This window comes from Sphingopyxis sp. H050 (assembly GCF_001468265.1).
Lineage (GTDB): Bacteria > Pseudomonadota > Alphaproteobacteria > Sphingomonadales > Sphingomonadaceae > Sphingopyxis.
Genome location: NZ_LNRZ01000003.1, coordinates 117803 through 137092 on the forward strand (window position 1 = coordinate 117803; position 19290 = coordinate 137092).

Consider the following 19290-nt stretch of genomic DNA (forward strand, 5'->3'; position numbering starts at 1 on the left):
CACGCTACGGCAAGAATTGGGGGCGGACAGCAATGTCCGCCCCTTTTTCTATGGATCGAAAGGGATCGGGCCGAATGGCGTCGGGTCAGCCCACGCGGAGCGGCTGCGGCAGGTCGAGGGGAATGCCGGCCTGTGAGGCGACCGCCTCGGCCCAGGTGGCGACCTGTTCGATCTCTTCGCCATAGGCCGCTTCGGCCGCGGCCAGATCGCGCTGACGCTCGCCCGCCGCGAAGGGGGCGCCCGACTTGCTGTTCCGCCCGAGCGCCGGATGCCCGCCCAGGTCGGCACGATCGCCCGACAGGCCGTAATGGTCGATCGCCGCCCCGAGCGCGGCGACGGGATCGGCGGTCAGTGTTTCGCTGTCGAGCGAGACGATCCGGTCGGGCGCCCAGTCGAGGAGCGCCGCGAACGCCTGTTGCTGGGTGAGCCAGCCTATCGCGGCGACCTGCAGGTCCGATTGGCGGAAATAGTCGCGCGGCTCGAAGCCGAGCTGGACATAGCCGTCGGCAAGATAGCTCTCGAGCAATTCGCGGCACCACAGCCGGCACCACATGCCTTTGCGCGCCACCGACAGCAAAAAGGCGCGGAGCGGCGCATGGAGCAGGATCGCCCGCGCCTGCGGGCGCAGCATCAGCGCGCCGCGCGCAAGCGGATTGAAAATACTCGAGGGTTTGACGACGACTGCTTCACCCGCCGCGAAACCGCGCCCAAGCATCGTCAGCGCATCGTCCATCACCCGGCCGTGCACGCGCGGCTCCGCGCCGCGCCGCCGCCAGCCCACCATGTCGTTGAGCAGCACCGGCTCGGACAGCGTCGTCGCGCTTCCCCGACGGTCGAGCGCCTGGACGAGCATCGTCGACGCGCAATAGGCCGAATGAAACAGGAAATGGAGCGGGCGCGTGTCGCCCTCGACCGCCTCGCGGCATTCGGTCCGGCGCAGGACGACCGGCGAATCGTCCGCGCCCAGATGCAGATCGGTCAGGAAGGGAACCGACTGGCGCGCCGCCCGCGCGACGCGCCGGAAATGAAAAGCGTCATGACCCGGATCATAGCGGTGCGCGAGCCACTCGGCGTCGCGGACGAGGGCGGAAACGGACGGTGCGACGGTCATCAATCGACCTTGCCGACTGCCCCCGCCGATGGCAAGCATGGCGGATCGAGCCGGCCGTCGCGCCGGCCCGGATTCGACGCAAATGGTTGGGGACGATGCGGGGGCGCAGGGGCATGATGAAATTCCAGGGTTCGCCGGGGCGGCGGACCTGAATCGATGACGAGTTCGGTTCCGCCCGCAGCGGCCGTCGAAGCCAACCGGCTGGGGATCGCGGCGCTGCAGGCCGGCGACTTCGACGCTGCGGTAACGCATTTCACGGCGGCGATCGCCGCCGACCCGCGATCGGGCGCGCTCCAGCGCAATCTTGCCTCGGCGTGGCGGGCGCTGGGCGACGAGGCGCGCGAGCTTGCCGCCCTCGACGCCGCGCTGGCGATCGACCGCCGCGATCTGATGGCGTGGATCCGCAAGGCCGAACGGCACGAGGCGCAGGGCGACAAGGGCACGGCGCTCGCGGCCTGGAGCGCCGGGGTTGCGCTTGCCGCCCAGCTCGACCCCGTTCCGCCGGCGCTCGCGCCGTTGCTCGCGCACGGGCAGGCGTTCATCGACGGCGCGACGGGCAGCATGTTCACCGCCGCCTCGGAAGCTTTCGACGAAATCCGCGGCGCGCTGTCCGAAGGCGAAGTCCGGCGCGGCGAAGCCTTTATCGCGAGCGCACTCGGTCGCCGCCGCATCTATCAGAACGAATGTGCGGGCGTTTATTACCCATTCCTGCCTGCCGACGAATTCTTCGACCGCGGGCATTTTCCGTGGATGGCGAAGATCGAGGCGCAGACCGATGCGATCCGCGCCGAGCTCGGCGCCCTGCTCGACGATCCGGGCGAAGCGCTGCGCCCCTATGTGCGGATGGAGGCGGGGACCCCCGATTCGATCTGGACCGGGCTCGACAACCGCCTCGACTGGGGGGCGTGCTTCCTGTGGGAATATGGCGTGCCGAACCAGCCGGTCCTCGATCGCTGCCCGGCGACGGCGGCCGCCCTCGCCGCCATTCCCGGCGCGCATATTCCCGGACGCGCGCCGAGCGCTTTTTTCTCGATGCTCAAACCGCACACGCGCATCCCGCCGCACACCGGCGTCACCAACACGCGTGCGATCGTCCATCTGCCGCTGATCGTCCCGCCCGGCTGCGGCTTTCGCGTCGGCGGCGAGACGCGCAGCTGGGAAGAGGGCCGGGCCTTCGCCTTCGACGACACGATCGAACATGAAGCGTGGAACGACAGCGACGAGCTGCGCGCGGTGCTGATCTTCGACGTGTGGAATCCGCATCTGACCGCGGGCGAGCGCGATCTGCTCCTGCGCTATTTCGCGTCCGCCGATGCATCGGGCTATGCCGTCCCGCGCTGAGGGCGATACCCCCCGGCAGGTGTCTGGCATTGGCCGAAATTCAGCTTTGCGAAAGCGCGCACCAGCCATATGATGCCGCATCGAGGCTGCGGGCTTGGCCCGCGCTAGGAGGATTTTCGATGACCCGCATTTTATCTGCCCTCGCCGCCGTGGCGCTTTTGGCTTCGCCGGCCGCTTTCGCCGCCGAAACGACCGCCGCGGTCGACCGCACGCCGCCGCCGAAAACCCCGTCGCTGATGACGCCGACCGAGATCAAGGCCTATAACGAAGGGCTGCCGCCGACCCATCCTTATTATATCAAATGCCGCAAATCGGTCGAAATCGGTTCGCTGGTGAAGAAGAATCGGGTGTGCCACACCAATGCGGACTGGAAGATCGCGCTTGAAAAGGGCGCGACGAGCGCACGTGAAACGGCAGAGGCGATGACGAGCAAGGCCGGCACCTCGAACTGATCGCTGCCCCGGGTAATTCCCGCCATGGGAGAATTCGATGCTTAGAGCTGCAAGTCTGGGAATTTTGATGACCTTGGCGGCGGCTTCGCCTGCGCTCGCAAGCGACGCCGCTGAAACGCCGCTTGCCCGCGCGCCGTCGGACATGACGGGTGACGAGATCGCCGCCTACAATGTCGGACGCGCGGCGAATTCGCCCGACTATATCCGCTGTCGCCGGATCGAACAGATCGGATCGCTGGTGCGGAAGAGCCGCGTCTGCCACACCAACGCCGAATGGCGGCGGATTACCGACAAGGGCAATCAGGACGCGCGCGACACGCTGGCGAACATCGAACGCGGCCACAGCAATTCGCTGGAACCGGCCGATCAGATCGGTCCGCAAATCCGCCCGCAGTGAAGGGACAGCCGATATGGTACACCTGATGATCGCATTGGCGATGGCGGCGTCGACAGCGCCGGCCGCAGCTCCCACCGGCACCGAACGCCGGCCGCCGCTCGACCGGCCGGCGTCGACCATGACCGGCAGCGAGATCAAGGCCTATAATGTCGGCCTGGCGCCGACCCACCCCGATTTCATCAAATGCCGCAAGATCGAGGAGATCGGATCGCTGGTGAAGAAAGCGCGTGTTTGCCACACCAACGACGAGTGGAAGCAGCTGTGGGTGCAGGGCAACCAGGATTCGCGCGACACGATGGACGCCTATGCCAGCAAAGCAGGGGATTGCCGCGCGACCGGCACCTGCTGAGACCGGCGGCCTTTGCAAAGGAAAGGGCGGCATTTCTGCCGCCCTTCATGGTTATGCCGGGGTAAGTTTGAGCGCCCCGTCGCCTTCGTCGACCTTGATCGTCGATCCGTCCTTCACTTCGCCTTTCAGGATCAGATCGGCAAGCGGATCCTGCAGATATTTCTGCACCGCGCGCTTGAGCGGCCGCGCGCCATAGACGGGGTCGTAGCCGACGCGGCCGAGCCACGCGCGCGCGGCGTCGGTGAGGTCGAGCGTGACCTTGCGGTCGGCGAGCAGTTTCTGGACGCGCGCGACCTGGATGTCGACGATGCCCGCCATATGCCGCTGGGCGAGGCGATTGAAGAGCACGATCTCGTCGAGCCGGTTGAGGAACTCGGGCCGGAAATGCGCGCGCACGATTTCCATCACCGCGGGCTCGGCCTGTTCGATCGGCGCGTCGTCGGGCAGCGCGGCGATCGCCTGGCTGCCGAGGTTCGAGGTCAGGATGATCAGCGTGTTGGTGAAATCGACCGTGCGACCCTGCCCGTCGGTGAGCCGCCCGTCGTCGAGCACCTGGAGCAGGATGTTGAACACGTCGGGATGCGCCTTTTCGACCTCGTCGAACAGCACGACCTGATAGGGGCGGCGGCGCACCGCTTCGGTGAGCGTGCCCCCCTCTTCATAGCCGACATAGCCCGGGGGCGCGCCGACGAGCCGCGCGACGCTGTGCTTTTCCATGAATTCGGACATGTCGATGCGGACCATCGCATTGTCGTCGTCGAACAGGAACCGCGCGAGCGCCTTGGTGAGCTCGGTCTTGCCGACCCCCGTCGGGCCGAGGAACAGGAAGCTGCCGAGCGGGCGGTTCGGGTCCTGAAGGCCCGCGCGGGCGCGGCGGACGGCGGTCGACACGGCGCGGACGGCTTCGTCCTGGCCGATCACGCGCTGGGTCAGCGTCTCTTCCATGCCGAGCAATTTCTCGCGCTCGCCTTCCATCATCCGGTCCACGGGGATGCCGGTCCATTTGCTGACCACCGCGGCGATATCGTCGGCGGTCACCTCCTCGCGCAGCATCGCGTTGCTCGAAATGGCCTGTGCCTCCTCGAGCTGCCGTTCGAGCGCGGGAATGGTGCCGTAGCTTAGCTCGCCCGCCTTCGCGAGGTCGCCCGCGCGCTGCGCCTGCTCGAGCGCCGAGCGCGCGGCGTCGAGCTCTTCCTTGATCTTCGCCTCGGCGTGGATCTTTTCCTTCTCGGCCTGCCACTTTTGCGTCAGTTCGGCCGACTGCTGTTCGAGGTTCGCGAGTTCGGCGCGGAGCGCGGCGAGCCGGTCCTTCGACGCTTCGTCGCTTTCCTTCGACAGCGCGGCTTCCTCGATCTTCATCTGGATGATGCGGCGGTCGAGGCTCTCGATCTCCTCGGGCTTGGACTCCACCTCCATGCGGATGCGGCTCGCAGCCTCGTCCATCAGGTCGATCGCCTTGTCGGGCAGGAAGCGATCGGAGATATAGCGGTTCGACAAGGTCGCGGCGGCGACGATCGCGCCGTCGGTGATCCGCACGCCGTGGTGCAGCTCGTATTTCTCCTTGATGCCGCGCAGGATCGAGATCGAATCCTCGACCGTCGGTTCGCCGACGAACACCGGCTGGAAGCGCCGCTGGAGCGCGGGATCCTTTTCGACATGCTTGCGATACTCGTCGAGCGTCGTCGCGCCGATGCAGTGGAGCTCGCCGCGCGCGAGCGCGGGCTTGAGCAGGTTCGACGCGTCCATCGCGCCCTCGCCCTTGCCCGCACCGACGAGCGTGTGCATCTCGTCGATGAACAGGATGATCTCGCCCTCGGCGGCCTTCACATCGTCGAGCACGCCCTTCAGCCGCTCCTCGAACTCGCCGCGATATTTGGCGCCCGCGATCAGCGCGCCCATGTCGAGCGCGAGCAGGCGGCGGTCCTTCAGGCTGTCGGGCACGTCGCCATTGACGATGCGCAGCGCGAGCCCTTCGGCGATCGCGGTCTTGCCGACGCCGGGTTCGCCGATGAGGACGGGATTGTTCTTGGTACGGCGCGCGAGGATCTGCACGGTGCGGCGGATTTCCTCGTCGCGGCCGATCACCGGGTCGAGCTTGCCCTCGCGCGCGACTTCGGTGAGGTCGCGGGCGAATTTCTTGAGCGCTTCATAGCGGTCCTCGGCCGAGGCGGTATCGGCGGTGCGCCCGCCGGTCAGCTTCGCGATCGCGGCGTTCAGCGCCTCGGGCGTGACGCCCGCATCGGCGAAGGCCTTGCCCACCGGCGTGCTCGGCGCGAGCACCATCGCGAGCAGGATATTCTGGACGGCGACGAACTCGCTCCCCGCCTTGGCGGCGACCTGCTCGGCCTGATCGAGCAGGCGCACGGCGTCGTTGTCGAGCCCCGGCGTCGCTTGCGCGCCCGAACCCGACACCGCCGGAACCTTGGCGAGCAGCGCATCGATGCCCTGCGTGGCCCGCGCGACGTCGCCGCCGCTTTCGCGGATCAGTCCCGCCGCCATGCCCTGACCGTCTTCGAGCAGCGCCTTGGCGATATGCTCGGGGCTGATCCGCTGATGGTTCATGCGGATTGCGATCGTCTGCGCCGCCTGCAAAAAGCCTTTGGCGCGGTCGGTGAATTTCTCGAGGTTCATGGCGAAAGCCCCTTTCTCGCTGTCAGAGATAGTGTTGCCATTTGGCAACACAAGGGGCGGGCGGCGGTTGCGGGCGCCGCGGCGTCAGAAAAGATTTCACGCGAAGACGCGAAGACGCGAAGAGGACGCGCCAGCGGCGAAGCGGCATCTCTTGTACGCGGCGCAAAGGGCCGTAATCATCAAAGAAAAGAGCCTTGCGCCCGGCACTGCCCGTCTTCGCGCCTTCGCGTCGTCGCGCGCAAAAATTACGGCTATCCTCTACTGCCCATCGCGCGCCAGCTGGTCGAGCAGACGCACGCCAAAACCGGTCATGCCCTTGGGAACGAGCGGCGAGGCCTTGCTGGCGTCGTTGACACCGGCGATGTCGAGATGCGCCCAAGGCGTCGCTTCATCGACGAAATAGCCGATGACATGCGCGCCGATGCTCGCGCCCGGCCCCTGGCTCGGCGCGATGTTGCGGATGTCGGCGATGTCCGACTTGATCTTTTCGGCATAATTTTTGTGGAGCGGCATCCGCCACAATTCCTCGCCGCTGGCGGTGCCCGCGGCGAGCAGCGCGGCGGCGAGCTTTTCGTCGCGCGCGAAGAGGCCGGCATATTGGTCGTCGAGCGCGCCGACGATTGCGCCGGTCAGCGTCGCGATGTTGACGATCGCGCGCGGTTTGTACGCCTGCGCGACATATTCATTGGCATCGGCGAGGACGAGGCGGCCTTCGGCGTCGCTGTTGAGCATCTCGATCGTCTTGCCTGACAGGGTGCGGGTGATGTCGCCGGGGCGCTGGGCATTGCCGTCGGGCATATTCTCGGCGAGCGCGGCGACGCCGACGACATGCACCGGCGCGCGCGACTTGGCGAGCGAGACGACCGCGCCCATGACCGAGGCGGCGCCCGACATGTCGCCCTTCATGTCCCACATCCCCGCGCCGGGCTTCAGCGAGATGCCGCCCGAATCGAAGGTGATGCCCTTGCCGACGAACGCGATCGGCGCGTCGGGGGCGCCGGCGCCGCGATAGCGCACCAGCATCAGGCGCGAACCGCGCGGGCTGCCCTGACCGACCCCGACGATCGTCCCCATGCCGAGCTTGCGCATCGCCGCCTCGTCGAGCACCTCGATGCTCACACCGGGCGTCCCGGCCAGCGCCTCGCGGACGCGGGCGACGAAGCTCTCGGGATAGATGACGTTCGCGGGCTCGTTGGCGAGGTCACGCGACAGGCGGACGCCGTCGGCGAGCGGCTTCCAGCGGTTCTTGTACGCGGCCTCGGCGGCGACGGGGTTCGCGCCGACGAGGGTGACGGCGCCCGTCGGCGGGGCCTTCTTGTCGACGGTTTTGTAGCGGTCGAAGCGATATTGGCCGAGCGCGAAGCCATAGGCGACGTCGGCGGCGCCGGCATCGCCATAGGCGCCCGCGACGGTGACGGGGTGCGCTTCGCTCTTCAACTCCTGCGCGGCCTTGCCGCCCGCTTCGGCGAGCGCGAGCGGCGCGGGGGTCGTGCCCGCGCCGACGAGCAGGATGCGCGACCAGGCGCCGATGCCGCGGAGCGACAGCGTGCTGCCCGCCTTGCCGTCGAAGCTGGCGGCGGCGACTGCGGCGGCGATCGCCCCCCGCTCGCTTGCGCCGAGCGCGATGCCGCCCAGCGGCGGCAGCGTCGCATCGGTCATCACGACCACCAGCGCACCGTTTGCGGGCGCGCTGGCGGCAAAGCCGATCGCGCGCTCGGCGCTGTTCGCGGCCGCGCTCGGGACGACGCCCGATCCGGTGACGGTCTGCGCGTGGGCGGCGGGCGCCAGTGTCAGCGACAGGCAGGCGGCGAGAAGCAAGCTCTTGGTACGCATGATCGAAAATTCCCCGTTTTGCTCTGAATATTGCTTGCATAGCCCGAAGACGGCCGTCCGCAAATCCGGCTCGACGAACGACAGCCGCTTGCCATCGGACGACATGGCCGCCACACCAGCGCGCGAAGTTTCGATCGTGAATATTCGATAAGGACCAGAGATGCTGCGACGGATTGGACTGGGGTTTCTGGTGCTGTTGCTACTGACCGCGGTGTCGCTCGCCGTCTGGGAGCCGCTGACCGCAAAGGCGCCCAAGGCGCCGCTGTACAAGCCGACCGACGTCCGGATCGCGCGCGACAAGTTCGGCGTGCCGCACATCTTCGGCAAGACCGATGCCGATGTCGCCTATGGTGTGGCGTACGCGCACGCCGAAGATGATTTTTCGACGCTGCAGGAGGTGCTGGCGATGACGCGCGGCCGCGCCGGGGCGATGCTCGGCGAGGATGGCGCGAAGGTCGATTATGCCGCCGAGCTGCTCGACGTGCGCAAGACCACGGCGCGCGACTGGCCGCGGCTGCCGAAGGACGTGCAGATCCTGTTCACCGCCTATGCGGCGGGGCTCAACCATTATGCCGACAAGCATCCGGACGAGGTGCGATTGTCGGGCCTGTTCCCGGTGACCGGCGAGGATGTCGTCGCGGGTTTCGTGCTGCGCTCGCCCTTCTTCTTCGGGCTCGATTCGGTGCTCGGCGGGCTGACCGAGGGCAAGCCGCTCGGCCGCGAGGGCGGGCCGTCGCTCGACGCCAAGGGCAAGCTGGTCCCGCGCGCGCTGACGCCTGTGGGCCGCGATCCCGAAGCCAATGGCTCGAACGGCATGGCGGTCGCCCCCGCGCGCTCGACCGACGGCGCGACGCGGCTCGTCTCCAACTCGCACCAGCCGTGGACCGGCGGGGTCGCCTGGTACGAGCTGGTCGTGCATTCGGGCGAGGGCTGGGATTTCGCGGGCGCGAACTTCCCCGGCTCGCCTTACCCCTTCCTCGGCCACAATAAATATCTCGGCTGGACCAACACGGTGAACCGGCCCGACCTGATCGACGTGTACAAGCTGGTGCTCGACGACAGCGGCGACAAATACCGCTTCGACGGCAAATGGCTGCCGCTCGAGCAGAGGCGCATCTGGCTGCGGGTCAAATATGGGCCGTTCGTGCTTCCCGTGCCGCAGACCATCTATCGCTCGGTGCACGGACCGGTGATCAGGAACGACAAGGGCGCGTTCGCGATCCGGTATGCCGGGATGGACCAGTCGGCGATGGTCACCCAATATTACCGGCTGAACAAGGCGCAGAATTTCGCCGAGTGGCGCGCGGCGATGGCGGGGCAGGGCGTGCCCGCGACCAACTTCATCTATGCCGATGCGAGGGGCAATATCGGGCTTTTCTACAACGCGATGTTCCCCGACCGGCCCGCCGGTTACAATTGGCGCGGCATCCTGCCGGGCGACACCTCGGCGGACCTGTGGACCAAGACGCTGCCCTTCGACCGCGTCCCGGCGCTGGTCAATCCGCGCTCGGGCTATGTGATGAACGCGAACAACACGCCGTGGGTCGCGGCGGGGCCGGGTGACGAGCTCGATGCCGCGGCTTTCTCGCCTTTGCTTGGGGTCGAGGACGATATGACCAACCGCGCGGTGCGGCTGATCGAGCTGTTCGAGGCGTCGGGGCAGATCGACGAAGCGCGGCTGAAGACGATCAAGTACGACACCGCCTATGCAAAGACCGGCTATGCCAGGGCGTGGATGGACAAGCTTCTCGCGCTCGACACCAAGGGCGATCCGGCGCTCGCCGACGCGCAGGCGCTGCTCCGCGCATGGGACTGGACTCTCGACGGCAAGGGCAAGGGCGACGCGCTGGCGCTGATGGTGCTGCGCCCCGCGAACGGCAGCCATTATCAGCGCAAGGCCGAACCCGACGCGCGGCAGGTGCTGACCGATACGGTGAACCATCTGCAAGAGCATTTCGCCGGGCTCGACCCGAAGCTCGGCGAGGTGCTGCGCCTCCGCCACGGCGAGGGCGCGTCGCGGGTCGACCTGCCGCTCGACGGCGGCAACGACACGGTGCGCGCATCGACGCTGTGGGACGTCGAGCCCGACGGGCGGCTTAAGGTGCGCCATGGCGACAGCTTCATCATGTTCGTGACCTGGGACGCGGCGGGCAAGGTGCGGTCGGAATCGATCCAGCCGTTCGGCGCGGCGACGACGCGGCCGGGCAGTCCGCATTACAATGATCAGGCGAAGCTGTTCGTGGCGCACAAGCTGAAGCCCGTGCTGTTCGATCCGGCGGCGCTCCGGGCCAGCGGCGCGCGTTTCTATCGGCCTTGAAAGCCTGCGAAGCGCGCCCTAAACCGTTGATAGAGTGCCGCCCGGCACAGGTCGCGCGTGGGTCCATGTGCCCGCTATCCAAGAGGAACTTCATGCCCGCTTTCCGTCATCTCGCTCTCGCTCTCGCAGCGTCGACCTCGCTCGTCGCCGTCGGTCCCGCGCTCGCCAAGGCGAAGGAGGCGAAACCCGCCCCCGTCGCCGAGCTCGTGAAGGCGGTCGACATTCCGTACCAGAGCTTCACGCTCGACAACGGCCTGCGCGTCATTGTCCACGAAGATCGCAAGGCGCCCGTCGTCGCGGTGTCGGTCTGGTATCGTGTCGGGTCGAAGCACGAGCCCGCGGGCAAGACGGGCTTCGCGCACCTGTTCGAGCATCTGATGTTCAACGGCTCGGAAAACGCCCCGGGCGATTTCTTCGAGCCGCTGCAACAGGTCGGCGCGACCGACAGCAACGGCACGACCAGTTTCGACCGCACCAATTATTTCGAGACGGTGCCGACGGGGGCGCTCGACCGGGCGCTGTTCCTCGAAAGCGACCGCATGGGGCATCTGCTCGGCGCGGTGACGCAGGAGAAGCTCGATAACCAGCGCGGCGTCGTCCAGAACGAAAAGCGCCAGGGCGACAACAATCCCTATGGCCTGCTGCGCTACGAGATTTTCGAGAATCTCTTTCCCAAGGGGCATCCCTATCACCACAGCACCATCGGCTCGATGGCCGACCTCAATTCGGCGAGCCTCGCCGATGTGAAGAAGTGGTTCACCGACAATTACGGCCCCAACAACGCCGTCCTCGTCCTCGCGGGCGACGTCGATCTCGCGACCGCGAAGGCCAAGGTGCAGACATGGTTCGGCGACATCCCGCGCGGACCCGAGATCAAGGCGCCCCCCACGTCGGTGCCGACCTTGCCCGCGCCGCTGGCGAAAGAGGTCAAGGACCTGATCCCGACGACGCGCATCTATCGCATGTGGACGATTCCCGGCCTCAACGACGCCGAGGCGGTGCCGCTGCAGATGGCGGCGGCGGTGCTCGGCGGGCTGTCCTCGTCGCGCCTCGACAATGCGATGGTCCGCAAGGATCCGGTCGCGGTCAGCGTCGGCGCGGGTGCGCAGACGTTCGAGGATGCGGGGATCTTCATCGTCCAGGCCGATGTGAAGCCCGGCGTCGATCCCGCGGTCGTCGGCAAGAAGCTGGATGAGGAAATCGCAAAGTTCCTCGAAACCGGCCCGACCGCCGACGAGTTGCAGCGCGCGGCGGCGAGCTATCTCGCCGGCACGATCGGCGGTCTCGAATCGGTCGGCGGCTTCGGCGGCAAGGCGGTGACGCTGGCCGAGGGCGCGCTCTATTCGCAGGATCCCTCCTATTACAAGGTCGAGCTCGACCGGCTTGCCAAGGCGACCCCCGAACAGACGGCGGCCGCCGTGAAGAAGTGGATTTCGCGCCCTGCCTTCTCGCTCACCTACACCCCCGGCGAACGCACCGAAGGCGGCGAAAATCGCGGCGGCGCGGTGACCGAGGCCAAGATCGCCGACGCCGTCGCGCCCGACCGCTACTGGAACCCGGCGCTCGGCGACATCGGCCCGGACACGGGTGTCGGCACGTCGATCGCCGACCGCTCGCAGCTGCCCGCGGTCGCCGACCTGACCGCGCTCGACTTCCCGGCGATCGAGCGGGCGAAGCTCAAGAACGGGATCGAGGTCGTCTTCGCGCGCCGCACGACGGTGCCGACGGTCAATGTCGCGGTCAGCTTCGACGCCGGCTATGCCGCCGATCCGCGGAGTGCGCTGGGCACCCAGTCGCTGATGCTGAGCCTGATGGACGAGGGCACGACGAGCCGCGATTCGATCGCTTTCGCCGAAGCGAAGGAGCGCCTCGGCGCGCAGATCGACGGATCGGCTACGGCGGACGAGACGGTGTTCAGCCTGTTCGCGCTGAAGCCCAATCTCAGCGCCTCGCTCGGCCTGCTCGCCGATTATATCCGCAATCCGGCGTTCGACGCGAGCGAGCTCGACCGCGTGCGCGCGCAGCAGCTCAACCGCCTGAAGGCCGAACTCAACAACCCCAACGCGATCGCGAGCCGGGTGCTGATGCCGGTGCTGTACGGCGCCGACCATCCCTATGGCATTCCGCCCTCGGGGCTCGGCACGACGAGCGCGGTGACCGCGGCGACGCGCGACCAGCTCGCGGCGTTCCACGCGGCGTGGATCCGTCCCGACAATGCGCGCATCTTCGTCGTCGGCGACACGACGTTGAAAGAGGTGACGAAGCAGCTCGACGCCGCTTTCGGCAACTGGAAGGCGCCGGCGGCGGCAAAGGGCGCCAAGCATTTCGAAACGCCGATCCCGGCGCCGACGCCGCGCATCCTGCTCTTCGACCGGCCGAAATCGCCGCAGTCGGTGATCCTTGCGGGCAAGGTGCTCGACGCGAAGGGCACCGAGGAGCTGGAGGTGCTGCGTTCGGCGAACGACATCTTCGGCGGCAATTTCCTGTCGCGCTTCAACACCAATCTGCGCGAGACCAAGGGCTGGTCCTATGGCGTGCGCTCGCGCATCTCGGCCGACCGCGACCGGCTGACCTGGGTCGCCGTCGCGCCGGTGCAGGCCGATCGCACCGGCGATTCGATCAAGGAGCTGCAGGCCGACCTCAAGGCCTATCTCGGCGACAAGGGGACGACGACGGAGGAGCTCGAGCGCACCGTCAACGGCAATGTCCGCGAGCTGCCCGGCAGCTTCGAAACCTCCGCCGACGTGCTCGGCGGCCTGCGCCAGATCGTGAAGTTCGATCGGCCCGACGACTATTACGAAAAGCTGCCCGCGACCTATGAGGCGATGACGACGCAGGAGATCGACGCCGCCGCGCGCAAGGCGCTCAGCACCGGCGACCTCGTCTATGTCGTCGTCGGCGATGCGTCGGTCGTGAAACCGCAGCTTGACGGACTGGGCCTGCCGGTGGAAATAGCGAAACCCGCTAATTAACATCAGTTTCAGTAGGAGAGAGTCTATGTCCGGTGTCGATGGCAGCTACGACTGCGTCACCAAATCGCCGATGGGCGACCAGAAGTCGGTTTTCACCGTGCACAGCAACGGCGACAGCTTCACCGGCCAGAACGCCGGTGCGATGGGCTCGCTCGATGTCGAAAATGGCAAGGTCGACGGCAACAAGCTGACCTGGACCATGAACATGAAGGTGCCGATGCCGATGACGCTCGAAGCCGAAGCGACGATCGACGGCGACACGCTGACCGGCACGATCAAGGCCGGCGCCTTCGGCTCGATGGCGATGACCGGCACGCGCCAGGCCTGATCGCCGGCACGACGAATGAGCGAAGGGCCGTCCTGCGGGGCGGCCCTTTTCTTTGGCGCATTCCATCCTGCGTAAGCCCAGGCGCGATGTCGGCTCAGGGGTGGGAACAAGACGATCCTCCCCACTTGTGCGGAGGTGGCAGCGCGAAGCGCTGACGGAGGGGGGTGGCGTCCTCAAGCGGCGCTTCAGGCCGAGAGCCCCCTCCACCACCCGCTTCGCGGGCGGTCCCCCTCCCCGCAAGCGGGGAGGACCTTTATGTCCCCTTCCGCCCGAGAACCGCCATTCGGGCCCTGGGTTCGCAACCGGGATAATCGCCCTTCCTTTGCGCTGCATAGCTTTGCGGGGGGTGGCCAAAGCCTGGTCGGGGGAGCATAGCGCCGCTGCAATGCACAATTTACCCGCCTCCCGGCCTCCCGACACGACGCGCCGCCTGCCCGGCCCGCGCGAAATGGTCGCGATGATGGCCATGCTGATGGCGCTCAACGCGCTCGCCATCGACGCCATGCTGCCGGCGCTGCCCGCGATCGGCAAGGGGCTGGGCGTGACGGTGGCGAACGACCGGCAATATGTCATTTCGATCTATATCTTCGGCACCGCGCTCGGCGCGCTGGTCTATGGCCCGCTCGCCGACCGGTTCGGGCGCAAGGGCGTCTTCGTCCCCGCGCTGCTCGCCTATACGATCTTCGCGATCGGCTGCGGGCTCGCGACGAGCTTTCCGATGCTGCTCGCGCTGCGCTTCGGCCACGGCCTCGTCAGCGCCGCGCTCGGCGTGGTCGTCGTCGCGGTCATCCGCGACCTGTTTTCGGGCGACGCGATGGCGAAGCGGCTGTCCTTGATCTTCCTCGTCTTCATGATCGTTCCGATCATCGCGCCGTCGATCGGCGCCGGGGTTGCGGCGCTTGCGGGGTGGCGCGCCATCTTCATCGTGCTCGCCGTAATGGCCGTGGTGATGCTGATCTGGCTCCGCCGCCTGCCCGAAACGCTCGATCCGGCCGATGTTCGCCGGCTCGACTGGCGGACGATGGTCGCGGGATGGAGCGCGGTGATGCGCCACCGCCGCGCCGCGGGCTACATGTTCGCCGCGGGCGTCATGCAGGCCGCGCTGTTCGGTTATCTCAACAGCAGCGAGCAGATCATCGCCGAGGTGTTCGGCGCACAGGCGCTGTTCCCGCTCGTCTTCGCCTGCGTCGCGGTGGGCATCGCGATCGCCAATTTCTCCAACGCTGCGATCGTCGAGCGCTTCGGCGCGCGGCGCGTGTCGCAGACCGCGGTCTTTGCCTTCATGGCGACCTCGATCGCCCAGATCGTCGCGGCCTTGAGCGGCGGCGAGACGCTGGCGATCTTCACCGGGCTGATGATGATCAATGTCGGCCTGATCGACTTCATCGGCAGCAATTTCGGGTCGATCGCGATGGAGGATTTCGGCCATATGGCCGGCATCGCCTCGTCCTATCAGAGCTTCGCCAAGACCCTGCTTGCGGCTTTGGTGGGGGCCTTCATCGGCCAGCAATATGACGGTTCGACGCTGCCGCTTGCCTATGCCTTTCTCGGCTGCGCGGCCACCGGGCTGGTGCTGGTGCTATGGGCCGAACGCGGCCGGCTGTTCACGCGGCCGGGTACGGCCCCCAAAAGCCCCTTCTGAAGCCCAAAAGAAAGGGGCCGCCGCAGCCTTTGCTGCGACGGCCCCCTGCGTTTGTGCGGACCCGCTCAGTCGTGGATCGGTGCGTGGGGCTCGAGGTCGTCCTCATGCACCTCGACGATGCCGCGGCCGAGATGGCTGCGGCTGCGGCTGTAGAGATAATAGAAGACGAGGCCGATCGCGCCCCAGATCGGCAGCACCAGCATCGCGTCGAGCGGCAGGTTGAAGAACAGGAAGACCGTGCCGGCGATCGTCGCCGGACCGATCAGCCACAGTGCCGGCGTCTTGAACGCGCGCGGCGTGTCGGCGGCGGTCTTGCGCAGGATCATCACCGCGATGGCGACCATCATGAAGGCATAGAGCGTGCCCGCATTGGCGATGTCGGCGAGCTTGCCGACCGGCAGGAAGGCCGCCGCGACCGCAACGGCGACGCCGGTGATCGCGGTGATCACGTGCGGGGTCTTCCACTTCGGATGCACCTTGCTCCACGATTCGGGGAGCAGGCCGTCGCGGCTCATCACGAAAGCGACGCGGGTCTGGCCGAACAGCAGGATCAGGATCACCGACGGCAGCGCGACGAAGGCGGCGATGCCAAGCATGTTGCCGACGCCCGACCAGCCGATCTGGCGCAGCACATGGGCGAGCGCTTCGTTCGAACAGACGAGCGGCAGCTGGTCGGCGGCGAAGGTCGCGCACTGGCGCGCCAGCTCTTCCGAACCCGCCGGGAAGGGCACGCCGTTCGGGCCCATGATCGGTTGGCCGCCGATGGTCCCGATCGCGCCCGCGGCGACGAGGATGTAGAAGACGGTGCAGAAGAGCAGCGAGCCGATCAGGCCGATCGGCACGTTGCGCTGCGGATTCTTGGTCTCTTCGGCGGCGGTCGAGACCGCGTCGAAGCCCACATAGGCGAAGAAGATCGTCGCCGCCGCGCCGACCGCGCCGATCCCCGATCCGAAGCCGCCGAACACGCCGGCGGGCAGGAAGGGGTTGAACTTGTCGGTCGAAAATTGGTCGCTGGGCAGCGTCAGCACGATGAAGGCGGTCAGCGCGGTCACCTTGATCGCAACGAGCACGGCGTTGACGCGCGCGCTTTCGGTGGTGCCGATCATCAGCAGCCAGGTGATCAGCAGCGCGATGAAGACGGCGGGCAGGTTGATGAAGCCGCCTTCGATGCCGCCCAGCGCCAGCGGCGCGCCGGCGAGATAGGACGGCAATTGGATCCCCAGAAACTCGTTCAATATCGTTCCGGAGAAATAGCCGGACCACCCGACCGACACCGCGGAGGCCGCGACCGCATATTCGAGGACGAGCGCCCATCCGACGGTCCAGGCGAGCACCTCGCCCATCGTCGCATAGGTATAGGTATAGGCGGACCCGGCGACCGGGATCATCGCGGCGATCTCGGCATAGCAGAGCGCGGCGACGATGCAGATCAGCCCGGCGATCGCGAAGGCCAGCATCAGGCCGGGGCCGGCCTTTTGCGCGCCGGCCGAGGTCAGCACGAAGATGCCCGTGCCGATGACGCAGCCGATGCCGAAGAGCGTGAGCTGAAAGGCGCCGAGCGTTCGGTGAAGCGACTTTTTCTCGGCGGTGGCCAAGATGGCGTCGAGTGGTTTGACGCGACCAAATATCATCCAAAATTCCCCTTTGGGGCCCGGTGCGGGCCTTCTCATGGCGGGACAGACTAAACGCTCCGCGCGTCAGCGCAACTTAATTTCGCGAGGCTTCCCGCGGCTTACCGCACGGTGAAGCGGACGCGGTCGATCATCTTGCCGCCGGGATCGACGAGGGTCAGCATATGGATGCCGGGGCGCGGCAATATCTGTTGCCCGGCACCGGCATCGCCGAGCGGCGTCTTGTCGAGGATCAGCCGGTATCCGGGGACGTCGCCGCTGACGATCACGGCGAGGCGCTGGCGGCCCAACGGGATGTCGGGATCGAGCGCATAGACGCTGCCGCTGACCGGGCTGGTGATGCGCGGGCGGCGCGCGGCCTGCGGTGCGGCGGCCATCTCGCTCTGCGCGGTGCCGGCCAGGAAATATTCGCGGCGCGGCGGCTCGCGGGTGCCCGGCAGGCGGATCTGGCGCGCTTCGACGCCCGCCGGCATCGCGGGGGCCTTGCCGGGGCTGCCCGCGTGGAGCGCCATCATCACGTCGCGCCAGACGGGAGCGGCGCCCGAGGTGCCGGAGACGGCGCGCATCGAATCGCCCTCGAGATTGCCGACCCAGACCGCGACCGTGTAGCGGTCGGTGAAGCCGACGCACCAATTGTCGCGCATGCCTTTGGACGTGCCGGTCTTCGCCGCGGCCCAGAAGGGGAGGCGCAGCGCGCTGTCGGCGCCGAAGGCGTCGGCGCGGGCCGAGGCGTCGGCAAGGATGTCGCCGACGATGAAGGCGGCGGGGGCGCTGACGATCCGCCGCGGTTCGGCGCTTTCCTCGCCGGGCCGGAAATGGACCGGCGACCAGAGGCCCTGATTGGCCAAGGTCCGAAATGCGTTCGCCTGCTCGACGAGGCTGACCTCGGCTGAACCGAGCGCAAGGCTGAAGCCGTAATATTCGCCGTCCTCGACGAGGCTGTGGTAGCCGAGCGCCCAGAGGCGGTCGCGGAATTCCTGGACGTCGTCGATGACGAGCGCCCGGACCGCGGGGACGTTGAGCGAACTGGCGAGCGCGTGGCGGACGCTGACCGGCCCCTGAAAACTGTGGTCGTAATTCTTCGGCACATAGAGCCCCGAGGCGGTGTCGAGCTGGACCGGGCTGTCGTCGAGGATCGACGCGGCGGTGAGCCAGCCATGCTCGATCACCTGCGCATAGAGATGCGGCTTCAGCGTCGAGCCCGCCTGCCGCGGCGCATTGGCGCCGTCGACCGCCGCCGCGGTCGATTTGAGGCCGACGCCGCCGACATAGGCGAGGACGTCGCCGGTCGCATTGTCGAGCACGACGACCGCGCCGTCGCGCACGCGGTCGGAGCCGAGGCCCGCGAGCTGGCGGCGCAGCGCGACGATCGCCGCGGTCTGGACGGTGCGGTCGATGGTGGTGGCGACGCGCTTGCCCGGCTTGTCGAGCAGGCGCGCCGCGAGGTGCGGGGCCAGCCCGGGATCGAAGCGCGTCGCGCGCTCGCCCGAGACGAGCGTCGCGGCCGCGGCTTCGATCGCGCCGCAGTCGGCGGCCTTGGCGACCCGGCAGGCGCGTTTGCCGAGGGCTTCGGCGCTGGCGGCGGGATTGGGGAGCAGGCCCGCGAAGAGCGCCGCGTCGGCGCGGTTCATCGCGGCCGGGGTCTTGCCGAACAGGCTTTGCGCGCCCGCGCCGATCCCCTGCGCCTCGCCGCGCAGCGGCAGGAGGTTGAAATAGGCCTCGAGCATCTGCTCGTGCGTCCAGTCGCCTGCGAGCGCTTGCGCCGCGCGCATCTGGCGCAGCTTGGCGAGCCAGCCGCGCTGGCCGGGCTGCGCGAGTTCGGGGGCGAGGAAGGCGGCGAGCTGCATCGGCAGCGTCGAAGCGCCGCGCGACTTGCCGCCGGTCCAGCGCGCCTTGGCCGCGCTCGCCATCGCCAGCCAGTCGACCCCGCCATGCGACCAGAAGCGGTGATCCTCGGCCGCGACGACGGTGTCGCGCACCGCGGGGTTGATGTCCTTCAGCGGCACCCAGGGGAGGCGGCGGCGCTCGAAATCGACGCGCTCGCTGTCGAGAAGCCGGCCGTCGCGGTCGTAGAGCCAGGCTTCGCTGGGCTGCCAGCCGGCGCGCACGGCTTCGTAATCAGGCATCGCCGGCGGCCGGGTGAGCAGGTGCGCGGCGGTGGTGAGGATGAGCGCGGCGAGGGCGAGCCAGCCGAGGGCGTCCAGCCAGCGGCGTTTGTGCGAAAGTCCGCTGCCTTCAACCGTCTCCAATAAAGTCGTCATGCTGAACTTGTTTCAGCATCCATGG

13 protein-coding genes are annotated in these 19290 nt (G+C 67.6%); 8 read left to right on the forward strand and 5 right to left on the reverse strand.

Annotation, left to right across the window (positions count from 1 at the left end; genetic code table 11):
• Positions 1-85: 85 nt before the first annotated feature.
• The gene (locus tag ATE67_RS06775) at positions 86-1111 is read right to left on the reverse strand and encodes a hypothetical protein (protein ID WP_058815988.1); all 1026 of its coding nucleotides are present in this window, start codon (positions 1109-1111) and stop codon (positions 86-88) included.
• Positions 1112-1267: 156 nt separating this feature from the next.
• Here ATE67_RS06775 and ATE67_RS06780 point away from each other — a divergent pair, with 156 nt between their 5' ends.
• The 4 genes from ATE67_RS06780 to ATE67_RS06795 all read left to right on the forward strand — a co-directional run bounded on the left by ATE67_RS06780 (position 1268) and on the right by ATE67_RS06795 (position 3650).
• Complete coding sequence (locus ATE67_RS06780; RefSeq protein ID WP_058815989.1) at positions 1268-2452, forward strand: aspartyl/asparaginyl beta-hydroxylase domain-containing protein; 1185 nt, start codon at positions 1268-1270, stop codon at positions 2450-2452.
• Between the two features lie 119 nt (positions 2453-2571).
• Entirely contained in the window at positions 2572-2904 is a 333-nt protein-coding gene (locus ATE67_RS06785; protein WP_058815990.1) for a hypothetical protein, read from the forward strand.
• A gap of 67 nt (positions 2905-2971) precedes the next feature.
• Entirely contained in the window at positions 2972-3301 is a 330-nt protein-coding gene (locus ATE67_RS06790; RefSeq protein WP_197411892.1) for a hypothetical protein, read from the forward strand.
• A gap of 13 nt (positions 3302-3314) precedes the next feature.
• Positions 3315-3650: a hypothetical protein gene (locus tag ATE67_RS06795; RefSeq protein WP_058815991.1), complete on the forward strand. Its 336-nt coding sequence runs from the start codon at positions 3315-3317 to the stop codon at positions 3648-3650.
• A gap of 51 nt (positions 3651-3701) precedes the next feature.
• Here ATE67_RS06795 and clpB read toward each other — a convergent pair whose 3' ends face one another.
• The gene (clpB, locus tag ATE67_RS06800) at positions 3702-6281 is read right to left on the reverse strand and encodes an ATP-dependent chaperone ClpB (RefSeq protein ID WP_058815992.1); all 2580 of its coding nucleotides are present in this window, start codon (positions 6279-6281) and stop codon (positions 3702-3704) included.
• A 258-nt stretch (positions 6282-6539) separates the two neighbouring features.
• Positions 6540-8114, reverse strand: coding sequence for a leucyl aminopeptidase (locus ATE67_RS06805; protein ID WP_058816386.1), 1575 nt, complete (start codon positions 8112-8114; stop codon positions 6540-6542).
• Positions 8115-8274: 160 nt separating this feature from the next.
• Between ATE67_RS06805 and ATE67_RS06810 the strand changes: the two genes are divergently transcribed.
• The 4 genes from ATE67_RS06810 (at position 8275) to ATE67_RS06825 (ending at position 15373) form a co-directional block, all read left to right on the forward strand.
• Positions 8275-10431, forward strand: coding sequence for an acylase (locus tag ATE67_RS06810; RefSeq protein ID WP_197411893.1), 2157 nt, complete (start codon positions 8275-8277; stop codon positions 10429-10431).
• Between the two features lie 92 nt (positions 10432-10523).
• A complete protein-coding gene (locus ATE67_RS06815; protein WP_058815993.1) occupies positions 10524-13403 on the forward strand; it encodes a M16 family metallopeptidase in 2880 nt (959 codons plus the stop codon).
• 25 nt (positions 13404-13428) lie between these two features.
• On the forward strand, positions 13429-13731 hold the full coding sequence (locus ATE67_RS06820) for a hypothetical protein (protein WP_058815994.1): 303 nt from the start codon (positions 13429-13431) through the stop codon (positions 13729-13731).
• Between the two features lie 346 nt (positions 13732-14077).
• Positions 14078-15373, forward strand: coding sequence for a multidrug effflux MFS transporter (locus ATE67_RS06825; protein WP_231728072.1), 1296 nt, complete (start codon positions 14078-14080; stop codon positions 15371-15373).
• Positions 15374-15438: 65 nt separating this feature from the next.
• Here the strand turns inward: ATE67_RS06825 and ATE67_RS06830 are convergent, their stop codons facing one another.
• Together ATE67_RS06830 and pbpC are read right to left on the reverse strand one after the other, a co-directional pair.
• Positions 15439-17004 (reverse strand): amino acid permease, encoded by a 1566-nt coding sequence (locus tag ATE67_RS06830; protein ID WP_058815996.1) that lies wholly within the window; start codon positions 17002-17004, stop codon positions 15439-15441.
• 101 nt (positions 17005-17105) lie between these two features.
• Positions 17106-19265: a penicillin-binding protein 1C gene (gene pbpC / locus ATE67_RS06835; protein WP_058815997.1), complete on the reverse strand. Its 2160-nt coding sequence runs from the start codon at positions 19263-19265 to the stop codon at positions 17106-17108.
• Between the last annotated feature and the right edge of the window lie 25 nt (positions 19266-19290).